The sequence below is a fragment of the Paenibacillus lemnae genome, from assembly GCF_012933385.1.
In the GTDB taxonomy this organism is placed as follows: domain Bacteria; phylum Bacillota; class Bacilli; order Paenibacillales; family Paenibacillaceae; genus Paenibacillus_AQ; species Paenibacillus_AQ lemnae.
Map to the genome: position 1 here is coordinate 44,623 of NZ_JABBPN010000011.1, position 17,835 is coordinate 62,457.

At 51.5% G+C, this 17,835-nt stretch carries 12 protein-coding genes; 10 read left to right on the top strand and 2 right to left on the bottom strand.

What is annotated here, in order from left to right; translation table 11 throughout:
* Nucleotides 1-15: 15 nt before the first annotated feature.
* The 6 genes from argJ to argH all read left to right on the top strand — a co-directional run bounded on the left by argJ (nucleotide 16) and on the right by argH (nucleotide 7,928).
* Nucleotides 16-1,242, top strand: a complete 1,227-nt coding sequence (gene argJ, locus HII30_RS12810) for a bifunctional glutamate N-acetyltransferase/amino-acid acetyltransferase ArgJ (protein WP_169505440.1) — start codon at nucleotides 16-18, stop codon at nucleotides 1,240-1,242.
* A gap of 313 nt (nucleotides 1,243-1,555) precedes the next feature.
* The gene (gene argB / locus HII30_RS12815) at nucleotides 1,556-2,389 is read left to right on the top strand and encodes an acetylglutamate kinase (RefSeq protein ID WP_169505441.1); all 834 of its coding nucleotides are present in this window, start codon (nucleotides 1,556-1,558) and stop codon (nucleotides 2,387-2,389) included.
* Nucleotides 2,390-2,416: 27 nt separating this feature from the next.
* On the top strand, nucleotides 2,417-3,652 hold the full coding sequence (gene argD / locus HII30_RS12820) for an acetylornithine transaminase (RefSeq protein ID WP_169505442.1): 1,236 nt from the start codon (nucleotides 2,417-2,419) through the stop codon (nucleotides 3,650-3,652).
* A gap of 92 nt (nucleotides 3,653-3,744) precedes the next feature.
* Nucleotides 3,745-4,704 carry an ornithine carbamoyltransferase gene (gene argF, locus HII30_RS12825; RefSeq protein ID WP_169505443.1) on the top strand — a complete coding sequence of 320 codons (960 nt, stop codon included), beginning with the start codon at nucleotides 3,745-3,747 and terminating at the stop codon, nucleotides 4,702-4,704.
* 378 nt (nucleotides 4,705-5,082) lie between these two features.
* A complete protein-coding gene (locus HII30_RS12830) occupies nucleotides 5,083-6,351 on the top strand; it encodes an argininosuccinate synthase (RefSeq protein WP_169505444.1) in 1,269 nt (422 codons plus the stop codon).
* Nucleotides 6,352-6,509: 158 nt separating this feature from the next.
* Entirely contained in the window at nucleotides 6,510-7,928 is a 1,419-nt protein-coding gene (argH, locus tag HII30_RS12835) for an argininosuccinate lyase (RefSeq protein WP_169505445.1), read from the top strand.
* A 260-nt stretch (nucleotides 7,929-8,188) separates the two neighbouring features.
* On the opposite strand, the gene HII30_RS12840 is transcribed toward argH, so the two are convergent.
* On the bottom strand, nucleotides 8,189-8,962 hold the full coding sequence (locus HII30_RS12840; RefSeq protein ID WP_169505446.1) for an alpha/beta hydrolase: 774 nt from the start codon (nucleotides 8,960-8,962) through the stop codon (nucleotides 8,189-8,191).
* 105 nt (nucleotides 8,963-9,067) lie between these two features.
* Between HII30_RS12840 and HII30_RS12845 the strand changes: the two genes are divergently transcribed.
* From HII30_RS12845 to HII30_RS12860, 4 genes are all read left to right on the top strand, one after another.
* Complete coding sequence (locus HII30_RS12845) at nucleotides 9,068-9,988, top strand: phosphotransferase enzyme family protein (protein ID WP_169505447.1); 921 nt, start codon at nucleotides 9,068-9,070, stop codon at nucleotides 9,986-9,988.
* Nucleotides 9,989-10,210: 222 nt separating this feature from the next.
* Nucleotides 10,211-10,777, top strand: coding sequence for a prepilin-type N-terminal cleavage/methylation domain-containing protein (locus tag HII30_RS12850; RefSeq protein ID WP_169505448.1), 567 nt, complete (start codon nucleotides 10,211-10,213; stop codon nucleotides 10,775-10,777).
* On the top strand, nucleotides 10,761-11,315 hold the full coding sequence (locus HII30_RS12855; protein WP_169505449.1) for a PulJ/GspJ family protein: 555 nt from the start codon (nucleotides 10,761-10,763) through the stop codon (nucleotides 11,313-11,315). The genes HII30_RS12850 and HII30_RS12855 overlap by 17 nt, the downstream gene beginning before the upstream one ends.
* 7 nt (nucleotides 11,316-11,322) lie before the next feature.
* Nucleotides 11,323-13,197, top strand: a complete 1,875-nt coding sequence (locus HII30_RS12860) for a hypothetical protein (protein ID WP_169505450.1) — start codon at nucleotides 11,323-11,325, stop codon at nucleotides 13,195-13,197.
* A 183-nt stretch (nucleotides 13,198-13,380) separates the two neighbouring features.
* On the opposite strand, the gene HII30_RS12865 is transcribed toward HII30_RS12860, so the two are convergent.
* Entirely contained in the window at nucleotides 13,381-17,826 is a 4,446-nt protein-coding gene (locus tag HII30_RS12865; protein ID WP_169505451.1) for a collagen-binding domain-containing protein, read from the bottom strand.
* Nucleotides 17,827-17,835: the final 9 nt, after the last annotated feature.

The following is a 17,835-nucleotide window of genomic DNA, read 5'->3' on the forward strand; positions in this document are numbered from 1 at the left end:
GAGAGGCGCGCGCATATGGGACAGAATAAGTACACCATAGTGGAACATGGAAACATTGTATCTCCAAAAGGTTTTCAGGCAGGAGGTCTGCACTGCGGACTGAAAAAAACCGACCGCAATGATCTCGGTCTCGTCCTGTGTGACGTACCGGCGGTTGCAGCAGCGGTATATACGACCAACGCGATCCAGGCAGCCCCGCTGAAGGTAACCCGGGATAGCCTGCAGAATGGCACGCTTCGGGCAGTTGTCGTCAACAGCGGCAATGCGAATGCCTGCACAGGCAAGCAGGGGGAAGAGGACGCATACACCATGCGTTCCCTGACGGCAGCACAGTTCGGTTTGTCGGCTGAGGACATCGCGGTGGCCTCCACAGGCGTCATTGGCGAGCTGTTGAAGATGGACCGCGTAGACTCCGGAATTGCAAATCTGCCGGGACAGATCGGCGGGAAGCCGGAGAGTGCGGAGGCGTTTAACCAGGCGATTCTGACCACAGATCTTGTGAAAAAAGAAGCCTGCGTCACCGTCACGGTAGATGGCAATCCGGTTACGATTGCTGGAGCTGCAAAAGGTTCCGGTATGATTCATCCCAATATGGCGACCATGCTGGGCTTTATGACGACCGATGCGGTCATTTCCCATGATGCGCTGCAGCAGCTGCTGCGAAGCGCGACGGATCTGACGTTCAATATGATTACCGTCGATGGTGACACCAGTACAAATGATATGCTGCTTGCTATGGCGAGCGGACTAGCAGATCATCAGGTACTGACTCCGGAGCACAAGGATTGGGACGCTTTTGCCGAAGGGTTCAGCTATGTATGCCGTGTGCTGGCGAAAGCCATTGCCCGTGACGGAGAGGGAGCCAAACGCCTGATCGAGGTAACCGTAACCGGTGCAGAATGCGATAGCGACGCGCAGGCGATTGCGAAGACGATTATCGGCTCCAGCCTCGTGAAATCCGCGATGTTCGGTGCAGATGCCAACTGGGGGCGGATTATCGCCGCCGTCGGCCGTGCAGGACGTCCCGTGAATCCGGAAACAGTGGATATCGCGATCGGACCGATTGCCGTGCTGGAGCAGTCCAGACCGCTTCCTTTTGACGAGGAGGCAGCTCTTGCATATCTGCAGGGCGATACGATTCACATTGATGTGGATCTGCATATCGCCAGCGGCTCTGCCGTAGCCTGGGGCTGCGACCTTACGTACGACTATGTGCGGATCAACGCCGCCTACCGGACTTAATAGTTTAATATAATCGTTTAATAGAAACCTAGATGATAGATAGAATGAAGTTAAGATACTACCTTTCAAAAGCGGAGGTGACGAGTGATTCTGAAGAAGCGGCAGCGCCCGCGTCCGCCTAAAAGCTTTCCGAAGGAAAGCTAGCATCGGAAGCATAAGCTTTGTCTCCGAAATGCCACTTGTGAATAATGAATTCAAGCATTTTGGAGACAACAGCGGTCGTAAGAACACTTGCCATCGCAGCTACTGCGAAAGGTAACTATTAACTACAATCTATATAGAGCTATAGCGTTTGTATAAAGGAGGAACCCACATGAGAAGTGAAATGGAGGTGCAGCTCGGTCAGCGCCAGGAGAGCAAGGCCACCAGCTTTGTGATGAAATGCGGCGGAAGTACGCTGGCTGCGCTGCCGGATCAGTTCTTCGAGGATCTGAAGCTGCTGCAGGAGCAGGGGACTCATCCTGTTATCGTACATGGCGGCGGACCCGCTATTTCGGAGAATCTTGAGAAGCTCGGTATACAGACAGAGTTTGTGAACGGCCTTCGCAAAACGACAGAAGAGGTGCTGGATGTCGTGGAGATGGTGCTCGCCGGCAGCATTAACAAGCTGATTGTCAGGCGCATTCAAGCTGCAGGCGGCCGGGCCTTGGGACTCTCGGGTTCAGACGGCGGTTTGATCCAGGCACAACCTGTGAGCAACAGCGCCGAGGTCGGTTTTGTCGGTGATGTGACAGAGGTGAAATCTTCGATCATTGCCGGAGTGCTGGATATGGGTTATATGCCGGTCATCGCACCAATTGGCGTCGATGCATCCGGACAGCGATATAACATTAATGCCGATACGGCTGCAGGAGCGGCAGCATCGCATCTGGGTGTAGACCGGATGATTGTCGTGACCGACGTGCCGGGCATCATGAAGGACAGCGGCAGCGGGAAGAAGGTACTGCCTTCCGTCACCGTGCAGGAGATTGATGACATGATATCTTCGGGCGATATTTACGGCGGTATGATTCCTAAAGTAAAGGCAGCGGTGGGCTGCATTCAGGGGAAGGTCCGTGAGGTCGTCATCGTAGACGGCAGTGAGCCGGGCATCCTGAGCCGCGTGCTTTCGGGTGAAGAAATCGGCACACGTATTGTAAAGAACTAATTTAAGAAGAACAGGAGTGTGGCAGGAATGGGCACTGGACAGGAACAGCAGAACAGCGCAGCGCAGGGCGCACAGCAAGGTGAGGAGAGTTCTCTTTTTCCGACATATGCACGGTATCCGATCAGTCTGGTTAAAGGGGAAGGCAGCTGGCTGTGGGATGACAAAGGCAATAAATACCTGGATTTCATGTGTGGTCTCGCGGTAACCAACCTCGGACATGCGCCAGTGAAGGTGAAGGAGAAGCTGAAGGCCCAGCTGGATGAGCTCTGGCATGTCTCCAACCTGTTTCACATTCCGGGACAGGAAAAAGCAGCAGCGCTGCTGACCGAGCATACATGTGCAGATGCGGTTTTTTTCTGCAACAGCGGAGCCGAAGCGAATGAAGCAGCGATCAAGCTGGCCCGCCGTTATCACCAGAAGGTGCTGGGCAGCGGACGTTTTGAGATTATTACATTCACACAGTCTTTTCATGGCAGAACGCTGGCGACATTGACAGCGACAGGTCAGGACAAGGTGAAGGAGGGCTTCCTTCCACTGCCGGCAGGCTTCAAAACCGTGCCGCTGCATGACCTCGAAGCACTGAAAAACGCCATCACTTCGACTACAGCAGCGATCATGATCGAGATGGTCCAGGCTGAAGGCGGCGTGTATCCGGTAGAGCCGGAATTTGTGGAAGCAGTCAGCGAGCTCTGCCGCCAGCATGGACTGCTGCTCATCGTGGATGAGGTGCAGACCGGCATGGGACGTACGGGCAAGCTGTTCGCGTATGAGCATTACGGCATTGAGCCGGATATCTTCACATCTGCCAAAGGTCTCGGTTCCGGCTTTCCGGTAGGTGCAATGCTGGGCAAAGGGTATTTGCGCGAAGCATTCTCTGCAGGAAGCCACGGTTCCACGTTTGGGGGAACGCCGCTGTCCATGGCCGTCGTGAACGCGACGATCGAGACCATTCTGGAAGAGCAAGCGCCGGAGCGCGCCGCCGAGAGCGGGGAGTATCTGGTGAAGCGCCTGAACGAAGAGCTGGGCGGAAATCCTTTTGTCAAAGGCATCCGCGGCAAAGGACTGCTGATCGGCATTGAATGTGCAGAAGCTGTCGGCGATATTGTGCTGGAAGGACAGCGCAGGGGTCTGTTGTTCGTCACAGCGGGACCGAACGTGATTCGTCTGCTGCCAAACCTACTGGTTACGAAGGAAGAGATGGATCAGGCTGTCAGCCTGATTGCTGAACTGATTCAGGAGCATACCGCAGTAAAACCTCTGTAAAAGGGGTCCTGCGTATGGACTTGCCGTGCTACAATGGGTAAATGGGTTAATGGATATATGAAGCATAGAGGGAGAAGGAGGATGCAGCTATTATGAGCGCTAACGGACAGATCCAGGCCATGACGTTCAAGGGACGCGATATGATTGAGCTGGATGACTACACACCGGAAGAAATTCAGTACCTGCTGGACTCGGCGATCGAGATCAAGCGCAAGAAGAAGAACGGTGAATTGTATCAGCCGCTGAAAGGGAAGACGATCGGATTGATTTTTGAAAAATCATCGACACGGACGCGGGTTTCTTTTGAAGCCGGGATGTTTCAATTGGGGGGGCATGCGCTCTTCCTGAGCAAAAATGACATCCAGCTCGGACGCGGCGAGCCGATCAGTGATACGGCACAGGTCATGTCCCGTTATCTGGACGGCATCATGATTCGTACGTTCGGCCATGACAATGTCATCAATCTGGCGCGTTATGCGTCCATTCCGGTGATCAATGGCCTGAGCGACATGGCGCATCCGTGTCAGGTGCTGGCGGACCTCCAGACCGTTCTGGAGCATAAAGGCAAGCTGAAAGGCCTGAAGATGGCCTTTATCGGAGACGGCAACAACATGGCGAACTCGCTGCTCATTGGCGGTGCCAAGATGGGCATGCATGTAGCTGTAGCGAGTCCAGAGGGCTATGAGCCGGATGAGCGGATCGTACAGCTGAGCCGCGAGATCGCGCGGGAGACCGGTGCAGAGATTACGGTGACGCAGGATCCTGTAGAAGCAGCGCGTGACGCGGACGTTATCTACACAGATGTGTGGGCGAGCATGGGCTTTGAGGAAGAACAGAAGCAGCGCGAGCAGGCTTTTGCAGACTTCCAGGTAAACGAGGAGCTGGTGCAGGCCGCGAAGAAGGACTATCTGTTCCTGCACTGTCTGCCGGCCCACCGCGGCGAAGAAGTGAGCGAGGGTGTTATTGACGGCGCGAACTCCGTCATCTTTGACCAGGCGGAGAACCGCCTGCACGCACAGAATGCGCTGATGGTTGCGCTGATGGCAGACTAGCAGCCAGCGTTAGCTGGAGTCGGTTGGCATGAGGCGCCTGGCGCTGGCGCCCTGAAAGGTGCACGCCATGACGTGCGCGGACGTGCGATGGCGTCCCGAAAGGTGCACGCCTTGTTGCTCTCGGACGTGCTCTAACGGACATCCAGTCCGTTAGAAGGCCAAAAGGCCCGCCTGCAGCAGTAAATTGCTGCTCTAACGGACTGAGTGTCCGTTAAACCTGCAGAAGCAGCCCAAAACGCACGCTAACGGACTCAGTGTCCGTTAGCGTGCGAGGGCATCTATAATTATCGCATTTATAACATACATCGAGTATATAAACGGGTGTGTCCAACACAACACAAACCAAACCACCCGACAAGAGAGGAAGCTAGAGACCATATGGCTAAAGAAAAAATTGTACTCGCCTACTCAGGCGGTCTGGATACTTCCGTCATCCTGAAATGGCTGAAGGAAACCTATGATGCAGAAATTATCGCGTTCACCGCAGATATCGGACAAAAGGAAGAGCTCGACGGCCTGGAGGAAAAAGCGCTCGCTACCGGAGCCTCCAAAGTGTATATCGATGATCTGCGCGATGAATTTGCTCAAGACTTTATCTATCCGATGTTCCAGTCCGGCGCATTATATGAAGGACAGTACCTGCTGGGCACCAGTATTGCGCGTCCGCTGATCGCAAAGCGCATGGTGGATATCGCCCGTGCAGAAGGCGCAACGGCCATCGCTCACGGCGCGACAGGCAAAGGAAACGACCAGGTTCGTTTTGAACTCGGCGTTGCCGGACTGGCACCGGATATTCAAGTGATCGCGCCTTGGCGGATTGAAGAGTTCCGCAACCAGTTCCCGGGACGTGCCGAAATGATTGCTTATGCAGAAGAACATGGCATTCCAGTAACGGCTTCTGCTGCAAAATCCTACTCCATGGACCGCAACCTGCTGCATATCAGCTATGAGAGCGGTGTGCTCGAAGATCCTTGGTTCGATGCCAGTGCCGATGAGAGCAAGGATATGTACCTGCTGAGCGTTTCTCCGGAGGATGCTCCAGACGAGGCCGAATATCTGGAACTGGAATTTGAACAAGGAAACTGTGTGGCGTTGAACGGCGAAACCCTCAGCCCGCTTCAGGTGATGGAGAAGCTGAACGAACTCGGCGGCAAGCACGGCATCGGCCGTGTGGACATGGTCGAGAACCGTTTTGTCGGCATGAAGAGCCGCGGTGTGTATGAGACGCCGGGCGGCAGCATTTTGTTCACCGCTCACCGCAAAATAGAGTCCATCACGATGGACCGCGAAGTGATGAATCTGCGCGACAGCTTGATTACGCGCTACAGCACACTCGTGTATAACGGCTTCTGGTTTGCACCAGAGCGCGAAGCGCTTCAGGCACTCGTAACCGAAAGCCAGAAAAACGTAACCGGTACGGTCCGCGTCAAGCTGTACAAAGGCAACATCATCGGTGCTGGCGTGAAGAGTCCGGTCAGCCTGTATAACCCGGATATTGCGACGATGGAAGCTGATCCAACACAAGCCTATGATCAAGGCGATGCGACCGGATTTATCCGTCTGAATGCACTGCGTCTAAAAGTAGCTACTGGAGTGAATCAGAACGCAAACAGCGAAGCAGAAGGACAATTGGCCTCAAAACGTTAATCACGATAAAAGGTCCATTAACAATAAAAGACCAAATATAACAAACCAGGCGAAGGCCGTTTCAAGCCAGGCAGTCAGGCTCTAATCTCTGCAAAGGAGCGAGGAGAATACTGCGGCGGGAGGCGGCCCTCTGCCTTAAACCAGAAAGGGGCATCATTGTGAGCAAGTTATGGGGAGGACGCTTTACGAAGCAAACGAATGCTCTGGTGGAGCAGTATACGGCGTCCATCGGGTTTGACCAGCAGCTGGCAGAAGAAGATATTCAGGGAAGCCTGGCGCATGTCACCATGCTGGACAAATGCGGGATTGTCCCGCAGGAAGATGTAGAGACCATCAAGGATGGGCTGAACCGGGTGCTGGAGAAAATCCGCGCAGGTGAAGTAGAGTACTCCGTTTCCGATGAAGACATCCATATGAATATTGAAAAAAACCTCATTCAGGAAATCGGCGCGGTTGGAGGCAAGCTGCATACCGGACGAAGCCGGAATGACCAGGTAGCGACCGATATGCATCTTTATTTGCGCAACCGGGTCATCGCTTTGACGGGCATGCTGCATGAGCTGCAGACATCCCTGATCGGGCAGGCGAAGGACAATCTGGACACCATTATTCCAGGGTACACACATCTGCAGCGGGCACAGCCAATTCTGTTTGCTCATCATCTGATGGCTTATGTGTCCATGTTCCAGCGGGACATCGACCGCCTGATCGACAGCTACAAGCGCATCAACGTACTGCCGCTGGGAGCTGGAGCATTAGCTGGTACGACATTCCCGATCGACCGTCATTTTGTAGCTGAACAGCTGGGTTTTGACGGCGTATACGAGAACAGTCTCGACGCAGTCAGCGACCGTGATTTCATTCTGGAGTTCCTCTCAGATGCCTCCATCATCATGATGCACCTTTCCCGTCTCAGCGAAGAGCTGGTGCTGTGGAGCAGCACCGAGTTTAACTTCGTGGAGCTCGATGATGCCTTCTGTACAGGCAGCAGCATTATGCCGCAAAAGAAAAACCCGGACGTACCAGAACTGGTTCGCGGTAAAACCGGACGCGTCTACGGTAATCTGATGGGACTGCTGACCGTGCTGAAGTCGCTGCCGCTGGCCTACAACAAGGACATGCAGGAAGACAAGGAAGGCATGTTTGATACTGTCGCTACGTTGGAAGGCGCACTGCAGCTGTTCGCACCGATGATCGCGACCATGAAGGTCAACAAGGGGCGCATGCGGGAAGCGGTCAACACCGACTTCTCTAATGCGACTGACATTGCTGATTTCCTCGTTGGTAAAGGCTTGCCTTTCCGGCAGGCACATGAAGTCATCGGTAAAACGGTCCTGTACTGTATCCAAAATGGCAAGTTCCTGCTCGACCTGAAGCTGGAGGAGTTCCAGCAGTTCTCGCCGCTGTTCGATGACAGCATCTATGAGGTGCTGAAACCGGAGACCGTGGTGGATGCACGGAACGTCTATGGTGGAACCGCCTCCGTACAGGTTCAGGCAGCCATTGGGCGTGCAGAAGAAACCCTGTCTGTCTCGGCACAGTGGATTCAAGGTCATGTTGGTTCGGAAAAAGAGTAAACAAGGATTAACCGCATCAAAACAAAAACGGCCTCCGATTGAAGCGCAATGCTTCATCGGAGGCCGTTTTGCTTGCTGGGGCGCGGCGGATCCTGCCGTTATGTACACCGAAGCGCTGTCAGGCCCTACCATTTCGCACACCCCGACCCGCCATGTCGTGCGCTCAACGCCGCACAGCCCAGCCGTTTCGCGTGCCAAGCACTGCGATGATCCGCATACTAAACGCCACAATCGCCTGTCCGCGGTGCCTCATACCGTCTCTACTTCTGCAATGGCAGCCAGTTCAGCACATCCTGAATGCGCTCGTCCCAATACCCCCAGCTGTGGTCGCCGGGACCCTCTTCATACGTCAGATCCAGCGAGGTTTGACGGCTGGCTGCAAGGAACTTCTGATTTCCTTCATACAAGAAATCTTCTGTACCGCAGCACTGGTACAGCTTCGGCTTCGGGCCTTCAGCGGCATCCAGCTTGCTCAGCAGAGCCAGCAGGTCATCATCGCTGCCGCTAATCGGACGGTCTCCGAAGATCAGCTGGTTATCACGTTCAATGTCCTCTCTCACAAAGCGACCGGTGATGTCCAGCGCTCCGGACAGGCTGGCGGCGGCCGCGAACAGATCCGGTCTGCGAAGGCCGAGCTTGAAGGCGCCATAGCCGCCCATCGACAGGCCGGCGACAAAATTATCTTCGCGGCGGTCTGACAGCGGGAAGAACGAACGGGCCAGTGCAGGTAGCTCCTCGCTGATATATGTCCAATACTTACCGCCGTATTCCATATCCGTATAGAAGCTGCGATGAACCTGGGGCATGATGACAGCGATGCCCATCGAAGCAACATAACGCTCGATGGAGGTCCGGCGGAGCCAGATAGAATCGTCATCCGATAACCCGTGAAGGAGGTAAAGGGTGGGATGGCGGTGCGAGCCGGCACGGTTGTCCATACCGATCTGGGTGGTGGTATTTTGCGGTATAATGGCGGTCATCGTGGTGCTGAGACCCAGGACTTCAGAGTAAAAGTGACACTGCATTAGAGCCATGAGAAGAATCTCCTTTCTTAGATACAGAGCATTGTTTGAGTATTTAAAGGGTTTTCATATGGTATTATTTCCTGATCATAGCACATCCAGAAGAGGAAGGAGAACATGATATTGAAACAAGAAATTCAAGAAGTGCTGCTGCAGTATGGAATCAGCGATCCTGTGATTACTTTTATCAGGCATAGCGAAAACCGAACATACCGAATTGAGCAGGGAGGACAGCGATATCTCTTCCGCATCCATCAGCCGGTGGAGGCAAGCATGAAGGGACTTCAACATGAACCTGAAGGTCTGCTGCATGAACTCCGGATGCTGAACCATCTTTCAGGGCAGGCTGGCCAATCTGTTCAGAAGCCGATACGCACCCGCGAAGGAGAATGGATCTCTTATATCTCTATCGATAATAGAGAGATTCCCTGCTCGCTTCTGACATGGCTGGAGGGAAGGGCTGTACGCGGTAAAGACCTAAAGGATCCAGCTCTGGCCAGCCTGCTGGGCCGCCAAGTGGCAGGTCTTCATCAGATTTACCGCCAGTATGCCGGCTTTCCGCGCTCTGAGCGGCCCAACCAGGGCAGATCAAACCATTTGGAGGTAGCTCGAAAGATCCGCCTGGGAGAATCTAAGGGACTATTCACACACGAAGATTTAGAGACTGTAGATGAGGCTGTGCATTTCATTAACAGTGCCATCGAAACAAGGTTTCCGGGAGAAGACTCCCCGGAGCGGGTACACGGAGATATAGGCACGAGCAACATTCTGCTGCGAGAGGATGGAACGTTAAGCATTATTGATTATGGCTTTTTTGGTTCAGGATATGAGCTCCTCGATATCGGCATGGGAGCACTGTGTGTCCCGGGAGATTTCAGAGGACATTATTTAGAGGGCTATTATGGTGGAGACTTTCCTGAGAAAGACGGGCGGCTGCTTGAAGGGTTTATGCTGACGGCGGTGTTAGGGTATTATGCTTTCCAGATCCATCACGAGCAGGCTTATGACTGGATGAAAGAGCGTATGCTCCTTCTATAAAGTCGTCATATCCGCCCGTATTTAGCAGGAGAAAGTATCTTATTTCAGTTATAGCTTGAAGGAGGATTGCGGAATGTACAAAGGCGCATTCTTCCTTTGCTAAAGTGTTTTCTTCTTGTCGCCTTCCAAATCAAGGAATATAATAGATAGGAATAATAGATCATAGTAAATCATCTTTGGTGTAAATATGTAAGGAAGTCTTGGGAGGGGCGAAAGAGTGCAGTGAATAAGACTTTTTTGAAAGAGCAGGGCTTCACCTTACTGGAGGTATTGGCTGCTATTGTTATACTGTCGATTGTGTCATTAGTTCTAACGTCTTATTTCTCCAATGCTCTATCTTACTCTAAATACAATCAGAACAAGACGGTGATGGTCAATCTGGCGAGAAATGCGCTCTTTTATATGGAAAAGCAGGACTACGACAAGATCAAGGAGCTGTTTGAAAAGAGAGAGGCTGGTCAGCCTCCTTCGATTCAGGGCCGCCGCTGCAGCAGTGCAGGGGCTTGTGCTTACAGCAGCCTGTTCAAGAACGCTGAGGTTCTGCCGGATGTTCTGAATCCGGTCATTAATAATGTGCAGTTCGAGCTGGAGATTGCTTACCAAGAGGGGCTGCATGATAACATGAAGACGGAGACGCGGGGTGCTGAAGCTATAGCTGGCAGCGGCGAGAAGCAGATGGCTGATTATCTGATTCCCCTAAGCGTAAAAGTGACCGGACCAGGAGGCCCGCGGGGGAAGACAGTGGAAACGGTGGTGGAGGGATATATATCGGATGAAAAAATTCGTTAATCGAATCCAGCTTCATCGGCAGGACGGGTTTACGCTGATCGAGCTGATTGCCGCGCTTGCTGTATTCTCGCTGATTGCCGGACTCATCTCCGCGGTGACGATTTTCGGCTTCCGTCAGTATAACCGGATTACCTTGGAGAATTCGCTTCGGGAAGAAGGAGATATAGCCATGTCATCCGTTATGACAGAGCTCTATACTTTCGCCCCGGACTATATTATGAATGTGGAAGGCAGCAGTGGAATCATCCTGCAGAAAGGGGAAGGGGACACTGCCGAGAAGCGCCGAATTGAGATTGTGAACGGTACTCTGGTCATGGGGCAGGCTTCTTTGGAGGCGGCTGATCTGGAAACGGGGAGTCCGTATGAGATTGATGCCGATCTGACGGGCTCGCTCATCCAGGCTCAAACCGCGGATGGACGAGCCTGCCGCAGCAGTGCTCCTTGTGCCAGCGGGCTGATCGATATCCGCCTGAAGCTGACACGTACCGCTCAGCAGGAGAATCATGGCATGGAGCTGGAAAGCAAATTCGGATTTTAGGAGGCAAATGAAGAGTATGCCCGATCTGAACAACAGACCGTTGTCAGTTATGCATAGGATAAGCAGCCGTCTCCAGCGGCTGAAAGCAGCAGCCGGCAGGCGGAAACAGAATAACCAAGGTATATTCATATTCTCCCATGAGCAGGGCTCTGCTTTAGTGCTGGTGATGTTCATCGCACTATTATTTACGCTGCTGGGGGTCACTGTGCTCAGCGCAGCAGTAGGTGGAGCTCAGCGGGCTGAAACACGCAAGTTCGATGTTCAGACCCTTCATCTGGCCGAGAAGACCCTGGAGAAGACCGTGGCCACGATGACAGCCAAGCTGGAAGAGAAGGTGATGGAGAGTCGGGACTTCGGCCGTCAGGAGCTGGATAACAGGATTGATGCCTATCTGGCTGCCTTGAAGAACAATCCAGATGAGCTTCTCCCGGTCAACACGAATTTGTCAGAGGCAGATGGCCGGATTCTGGATGTGGACTATGATCGGGTGATGGAGAACGGACAACTGGTCAACTACAAGGTCATGCTGACCGCTGAGGCGGAGGTGAACGGGGTACAGCGTGAACTGGAGCAGGAAATTGTATTTGATACCTTCCCGGATTTCCTGAAGTATACACTCGGATCGGAAGGCAATGTCTATTTGAATGGATCGCCTCAAATCACAGGGAATATTTATGCTGGTAACAAGCTGTACATTCAGGATATGGCAGAATACCGTTATCAAGCATCGGAGAGGATAATGCGGTCTGAGCCGTTTGAGCTGACGGGAGAAGCCCATGTACAGTCATTGGATGGAGTCATATACACCCAGAATGGACAGTCCGAAACGGCGGGGAAGCTGGATGAACAGCAGCGGAGTTGGAACAATATGATTCCACTGAACCGCATTAAAATCAAGAATCAGAAGAAATTTGTTCAAGTGAATGTGACGGAGTCTTTCATCGATAAGGTGGAGGAATCACTGAACTTCCAGAGTGGAGGGAGCCTGCGGAACTCTATTCGAAACAGCCTGAAAGGCGGAAATTTGGGAGCATTCCTGCGGGGCTACCCTGCCCAGTACGATGCTCCAGATCAGCCGGTGAAACCGGATGTACCTGATGTAGAAGGGGAGGCTCTGGACGATGCTGCCATTCCCGAGGATTTGAGCCCGGAAGAGCAGGAGGAATGGAGACTTCAGCAGGAGCAGCGGCGGGCTGAATGGGAAGAACGCAAACGTCTGTGGGAAGAGTATCGGGAGCTGATCCGCAGATTTACGGAGCCGCAGCGTTCCTTTGTATTCAAAGGAGACCTGGATGTTGACGGAGCGGAATTGAAAGGAATCCGAACGCAGCCGGGTTCCTGGTATGTCGTGGACGGGAATGTAAAGATCGATAACTACACCGATGAACCCATCGTAATCTCGGCGAACATGCTGATTACCGGATCATTGGAGATAAGGGGTAAGGTGCAGCTGAACTCCACGATATTCGTATTAGGCACCGGGCTCGGGGAAGGTTCGTATGCCGCACTCGTGGAAGATGCATCTATTGATGGTCTGGGTGTTGTGCTGTCCAAAGGCTCGATTCTGATTAACCGCTTTGATGCATTTCAGAATACGGCCCAGGAGCTGAATGCGTTCTTCTATACGGATGAAAGCGCGGAGCTCTACGGGGTGGGCTCCATCTTCACCCTTCATGGCGGCTTCTTTGCGAAGAAGGAGCTTACGGTTAATGCCGTACGAGGAAATGCTGCTCCTGGGAGCGGGGATATTCAGATTGATGCCGGCAGCGGGTTGGTGCGCTTTCAGGCAAGCTACGATGAGAATGTATACGAATCCCAGGCAGGGGCACTGCCCCGGGTGAACCAGATTAGTGTAAGAGTCGGGAACATCCGGCTTAAGTAGCAGGAGCAGCAGAAGTCAGGCTGTGATCAATCGTTGTGTTTTATCACAAAAAAACGGGTTTCCCGCAAGATGATTCTTGCCGGGAAACCCGTTTTGGTGTTGACAAGGAATATTAATGGTGCAGCCCTCCGTGTTGTCATTCTAGTCTGCATGAAAAGGCTCAGATGAGGCTGCCTGTGCTGCCTAATAACGGTCGTCGCTGCTGAAGCCGCTGACCTTGATGGTTGCCGTGGCTGTAACGCTTTGAGTGCCGTTATTGTATTCAACGGTAACTCTTGCGATTCCTTTCTTTAATCCCTGAATACGTCCTTCGGCATCCACAGAAACCACTTCGCTGTTGTCACTGCTCCATGTCAGATATCCATCCAGCAGATATTTTGGAAATTCGACAGGAAGGGTGTCCAGATTATCACTGTACAGATCCAGGGTATCACCCATGTTCAGGGAGGCATCAGCTAAGGCGAGCCCCTCCAGCACGGGTGTGATTTTAATATCGTGAGTGTCACTCAAATTATCTGCTGCCCAGTTGGTGCTTACATGAATTGTGACGCGGTCCAGGTCTTTCTTCCCGGTCAGAACTGCGCTGCGTCCATCTTGGGCTGGCTTCAGCCGGACATACTTCTCGTCTTCTGGATCAATCCACCATCTAAAGCCGTCAACTTCGTCGTCGGCTTCTGCAGGTTCAGTGGCAAGCAGGAGCGTAATGCTGCCGTTGACAGGCACACTGCCGGGTCCCTCGATAAAGATATTTTCCAGTCTCTGCTGGATGTTCAAGGTGTGCTTTGCCGTTATTGCCCCATCTGGCTTCAGGTCGGTCAAGACCGTTACCATGATTACGACCGTACCCTTTCTTAAAGCGGCGACTGTTACTTTGCTGCTGTCTGCAGGATCCGGCTCCAGCCTTACCATATCGGACATATCCAGCCCGCCCTGGTTCTCTACTTCCCAGCGGTAGCCCGTAACCCGTTCGCCGGTCGTCGTATAGATCGCTTCCATCAGGGCGCTGTCTCTGGTCTTCATAGAATCCGGCCCTTTAACGGTGAGTCCGCGTTCAATTACGATGATTTCTACGGTCTTCCGGATGCCGCTGCCATCAGCAGCAGCTGTTGTCACCTTCGCGGTTCCCGGTTTCTGCGCCTTGACCACTCCGTTCGTGACGGAAATTATACTTTGACCACCGGGTTCTATACTCCAGATCAGATCTTTATTGTCCGCATCCTCCGGCAGGATAACGGGTGTCAGCCTGTGCTCTGTTCCAACCAGCATCGTGGTTCCCTCCAGCTGAATGGCTTCAACCTTGATTACGGCGGTGAAGATAAGCTCATTAAACTCTGTTGACACCCTTGGACGCGGTTCTACAGGCTCTTCAATCGGCGGTTCATTTGGTTCAGTACTAATTATGCCTTCAAAGGGATTGAGGGTAATACTGTAACTTCCACCCTCTGTCATTGAGTCTACGATGACAGTACCGTTGAAAGTTCCGTTAGACAGTTTAATATTTGCTTTTGGAGCGAGTATTGCACCTTGAAAATGGATGCCAGATACCTTGAGAGATACGGCTTGCTCAAAGTGAAAGAGAACACGATTCTGTTGTACATTGATTAACTCGTATCCTCCTGAGACTGATGCATTTGTTCCTTCAACGTTAACAATGACAGTAGATTTTTTAGGTGCCGTAATTATAATTTTAGTTGCTTTACTGAGATCCGATGAATTGAGCTTAAACACATTGAGCTCGGGATTCTCACCTGTGAGTTCAATGGTATTCCATGGATGAACAATTGACTGAGACGTTGGCTTCAGCAATCCGATGGATTTGGAAATAGCATAAATACGGGAGGCTGTTCCCGGAAAATCTACAGGGGATGCCTTTTCAACCTGGAATTCATGATCTTTCGGGAGTGTAGCAGTGCCGTTATATGCAGCTTTTCCGGTACTAATAGTCCCATTATTTAGGCTCAGATCTTTTCCTGCCACAATGGTATAGCTGTCCTTGGCTTCTGGACCCAATGAACCTCCGATGTTGAATCCACTTAGTGTAATACTTCCGCCGGCTGCCACTCTGCCTTCATTACTGAAGCTGGAACTTGAGAAATTAATATCACTAAGAGCAAATAAAGTATAGTCACGGGCGATGCCTAACGCTGACTTAGGTGTTGGATCTTCTGGGATGTCATCGCCAACACCATCCGGTAAATGAATGTCTTCATAATCGATTTTGGAGCGATTGAATAAATAGACACCTTTCACGTTAGGCTTTACTTTAACTGTGAAATCAATTTGCTGCGGCTGCTGAAGCTCGTAGAGCTGATTTCCATTTCTGCTCACGAGCTTATATTTTACATCCCCGAAAGCTTTCTTCAGAGTATAGCCTGATGACAAGCTGCCGCTTCTAACTGCTTCATCCGGCATCTCCAGAATTTCCAATCCTGGCGGGAAAGTTTCCTCATACTGAATGTCTGTGATGAACAGCTCCTCTGCTTTCTTGTCCATTAATTCAGACTCAACATATGGAACGTTCTTGGGTGTGATCGTATAGCTGATCGTGACCTCTTCTCCCCGCCGGACTTCATTATTAACAACATTCTCGGAGAACGTTCGGGAGGTCTCCAGGTTGACGCTCACCTTCTCGATGTTGACGGTAATTGTCTCGGTCTTTATCGCTCCCTGCGCATCCCAGGCCGAAATCTCGATCGTTAATGTACCGCCATCCGGCAGCGGATTTGGAACCGTATGAGTAAAGGTCTCACCTGATAGTATGGCATTGTTATTAACACCAATGGCCGAGAGCTCCTTGTCCCCGCTCTTAAACTTGATGCTGGTCTTTAAGTTTCGGTCTTTCCAATCCCAGTCATCAACTGTATAACTGACCACCAGTTCCTGAAGATAAGATGGCTTGGTGCTGTTGTCACTTGGCGTATGCACCGTGATTTCAGGAGCGTGATTGGACCCGGTAAAAGCACGGTACATCGTATTCACGAACAGACGCTGCTCCCATTCCGGGAAGCTCTGAGTATGTCCGGTGCCGGAGTAGGTGACGTTGCCCTTAGAGTAGGTATAGTAATGATTCCAGCTGTCGTTCACATCCCGATCACTGCCTAAGATGTTGTACCAAGGGATGACCGTTTCGTCTTCCAGATCCAGCGTAAAGTACTGGTTATGTGTCCGGGTGACGGTATTAATGGTTTTCTTGCCGGAAGCATCTTTCAGATTAAAAGGGTACTGGGTCAACAGTCCTTCATTCATTTGAACCACAGATGTTGAAGTGTTCGGCGCGTTGAGTCCCATATTCGTCATTGGTTTCACTTGTCCGGTGATTTCTTGAAAGTTCCGGGTCCAGCTGCTTGCTTCTTTGGTTCTGTAGATCGTGTCATGTGTGAACATTGCACTTTGCTTGGTTTTCACAATGAAGTCTTTAACGCCAGCAGTGGCATCGTTATTCAATTCTGCGACTTGATTGTATACGTCTGCAAAACCAAAAATCAGCATGTCATAAGTACCGTTCAAACCATAGTCATTCTTGGTACTCCAATTGTCCCGTACATAGGTGTTGAATTCATCCATTTTCTTGGTATCGATGATAAGTTCATAATCGTCATTCTTGAGAAATCTTGGGTTCATATTATTGGTTTTCTTTAAGCTGCTGTGGTCGTTATTCGGCATCACCTGGAGTACACGGACAACGGTCTTCTTATGCTGATAGTGTATGGAGCCGGTAACATAGTCTTTCAGCGGGTTGGCGTTCAGTTGCTCCACCACTTCAAGCTTCCAGTACAGCAGTCCTGAGTAGGTTTTCGGAAGCTTGTATTTGATTTCTCCGGTAGAAGCCTTATCCAGCGTGATCTGTGCAACGAGGTAAGGATCTGTATCACTCTGTTCATGATCTTGTTTCTTCGCAGCAGGCATGGATATATCTACATTCATATGAAGCTTGACAGTAAGAGGCATGTCCTTCAAGGCTGCGGGTCTGTTAATATTGAAGCCAAAAGTCAGCTCGTCTCCGGCCTGGTACACCTTCTCGGAATCCGGCTGGCTGGTTACAGCCAGGCGAGGCCGCTGCTTCAGATTCCGATAATAGCTGGAATTTGGATCCTTCAGGGTGGTTTTGAGCGTGCTTATATCATCGAAGAATACAGCATGGCTGGTGCCAGAGCTTTGATAAGTTTTAAACCTTTTGTACAGCTTGCTGTCGCTGTTATGGCTCAGACTGTTGAAGCTAGGTTTATGAATGAACACGTACAGCCCTTTATCAAGATATTCTTTGATGATCTTATCCGCCTTCAGGTTTGTAATATCATTCATGACGGTCGCAGTTTTATGGTCGTTACCGGATACGCCGTCAGTGCTGTATGTGCCTTTACCTATGTACACAGCGTCGTACAGTCCGTCGAGATCGGTCCGTAAAGCGACAAATCTCTTCATGCTCATCGTATCGACAAGAAATCCGTCATTTTGTGTTAAACTTAGGTCGCTGGTTCCACTGTCTGTAATTTCAAGCAGACGAATGATATAACCGTTATTGTTAGCATCAACTTTAGTTTCGAAGTCCCTGATTAGGAAAAAAGTAAGGATAGGGAGCAATACAATACAGAGCAGTACAGAAATCGCTTTACGGGTGACCCATTTCATTATGGCTTC

What these genes read in the sequence shown, in the direction of transcription:
- HII30_RS12840 (WP_169505446.1), bottom strand. Translation starts at nt 8,962, where the DNA reads ATGGCTCTAATGCAGTGTCACTTTTACTCTGAAGTCCTGGGTCTCAGC.
- HII30_RS12830 (WP_169505444.1), top strand. Translation starts at nt 5,083, where the DNA reads ATGGCTAAAGAAAAAATTGTACTCGCCTACTCAGGCGGTCTGGATACT.
- HII30_RS12860 (WP_169505450.1), top strand. Translation starts at nt 11,323, where the DNA reads ATGAAGAGTATGCCCGATCTGAACAACAGACCGTTGTCAGTTATGCAT.
- argF (WP_169505443.1), top strand. Translation starts at nt 3,745, where the DNA reads ATGAGCGCTAACGGACAGATCCAGGCCATGACGTTCAAGGGACGCGAT.
- HII30_RS12855 (WP_169505449.1), top strand. Translation starts at nt 10,761, where the DNA reads ATGAAAAAATTCGTTAATCGAATCCAGCTTCATCGGCAGGACGGGTTT.
- argJ (WP_169505440.1), top strand. Translation starts at nt 16, where the DNA reads ATGGGACAGAATAAGTACACCATAGTGGAACATGGAAACATTGTATCT.
- argB (WP_169505441.1), top strand. Translation starts at nt 1,556, where the DNA reads ATGAGAAGTGAAATGGAGGTGCAGCTCGGTCAGCGCCAGGAGAGCAAG.
- HII30_RS12845 (WP_169505447.1), top strand. Translation starts at nt 9,068, where the DNA reads ATGATATTGAAACAAGAAATTCAAGAAGTGCTGCTGCAGTATGGAATC.
- HII30_RS12865 (WP_169505451.1), bottom strand. Translation starts at nt 17,826, where the DNA reads ATGAAATGGGTCACCCGTAAAGCGATTTCTGTACTGCTCTGTATTGTA.
- argD (WP_169505442.1), top strand. Translation starts at nt 2,417, where the DNA reads ATGGGCACTGGACAGGAACAGCAGAACAGCGCAGCGCAGGGCGCACAG.